This is a genomic window from Mesorhizobium sp. P5_C1, from assembly GCF_054049815.1.
The window spans coordinates 1-1,535 of the sequence record NZ_JBFULQ010000886.1 but is presented as its reverse complement, the minus strand read 5'-3'; the positions used below and the strand labels follow the sequence as shown (position 1 = coordinate 1,535).

General features: G+C 58.3%; 1 protein-coding gene and 1 pseudogene. One reads left to right on the top strand and one right to left on the bottom strand.

The annotated features are described in order from the left end of the window. Positions 1-10: 10 nt before the first annotated feature. Positions 11-835, top strand: coding sequence for an acyltransferase family protein (locus ACXJ7R_RS32270; RefSeq protein WP_457155338.1), 825 nt, complete (start codon positions 11-13; stop codon positions 833-835). Positions 836-913: 78 nt separating this feature from the next. Here the strand turns inward: ACXJ7R_RS32270 and ACXJ7R_RS32265 are convergent. Next, positions 914-1,535 (bottom strand): annotated as a pseudogene (locus ACXJ7R_RS32265) (hypothetical protein); the annotation flags it as partial.

Genomic DNA, 1,535 nt, shown 5'->3' with positions numbered 1-1,535 from the left:
CGCAAATGCCTTGTTGCTGCAAAGCTGGTTTCCAACCGGCGACTATTTTTTCAGCTACAATGCGGTCAGCTGGAGCATCTCTACCGAGATGTCTTTTTATCTCGCCTTCCCGTTTCTGATCCGCAATTTYGAATCGACATGGCMTTGGAARCTCGCCGCATGCTTTGTCGCCTCTTCGGCGATGGGTCTCCTTGCCTGGCAACTYGGRCTGCCSTTTTACAGCGGCGGGAAAGATGCCGTCGTACAGGGCTTGGTGATGGCCAACCCGGTCGCAAGGGTCTTCGAATTYTGCCTCGGCATGACGGCGGCGTTGCTGTGGACGCGYTTCCGCGACCGTCTTGCCCATCTTCGCTTTGGCACATGGGCGGCGGTCGAGTTGATCGGCGTCCTGCTGCTRATTTGGGGRTCTGRCTGGATCAACGSGATCCTRCAGCCCTTCATGCGCTCKGGYGCTATGCAGTATTGGACGGCCCAGACACTTTCCCCTGTCGTTCCGGCGGCCTTGCTRCTCRTTATTCTSGCATCGAGCACCGGGCCGTTGGCGAARGTGCTCGCCTGCCGCCCMGTGAGGTTCCTTGGCGAGATTTCRTTCGCCATYTACCTGACACACCARCTCGTCATCAGGTTTTTTGTCRKGCACCCACAAATATTGGACGGCCTTTCACGACCAACGACGATTGGGACCTTTCTGATCACCGTGCTGGCCGCATCAACAGCACTGCATTTTGTCGAAGGTCCGGCCAGAAAGATGATTCTGAGGTGGTCCGGTCGCCCTCTAAGGACGAGCGCCGTGACTGTGGACAACCGTTCTTTGGTCAACCAGAGCCAAGCCTAGAAAAAAATTACGCTTTGCGCGCACGTGCCGCCTCGACCGAGACGTCGAGCCTGTTTGCGTTCCTAAGCGGTGCGGTACTCAGCGGGCGAACAGCTTTCTTACCCCTCGCAACGGTGCTGTGAGCCGCCAACTGTGCGACGCGAGCAGCGCATTGCGCTCACCGACGACGCCGTCCCTGTCGCGCAAGAGGGCATCGCGCTCGGCGATCAGCCTGTTTTGTTCGGTTACGAGGCTGTTCCGCTCTGCGATCAGACTGTTGTGGGTAGAGGCCAGTGCATCGCGCTCGGCGATCAACCTGTCTTGGGCTGTTGCGATGTCGTTCCGCTCAGCGACCAGATTGTTGTTGGTAGAGGCCAGGGCATCGTGTCCGGCGATCAACCTGTCTTGGGCTGCTACGAGGTTGTTCCGGTCAGCAAGCAGACTGTTGTGGGCCTGGGCAAGCGCGTCACGTTCGCCCGTCAGGACGCGAACTTCGGTCGAATATTTCGAATTCTCCTGGCGGATCCGCTCCGCCTCGGCGTTGAGCATGCCGTAGTGACCAYGCAAGTGCTCAACAGCCAATTCCTCCGCCGCCACCACTGGCCCAAATGTTTCGCAGCCTTCATCAAATTTCGTTCGCACAAGGTCCAGCCGATGAAGCAGATCCCGGTTTTCACCGTCGTCAACGATGGCGGTCAGAATTTCGTAGGTCTCGCGGACC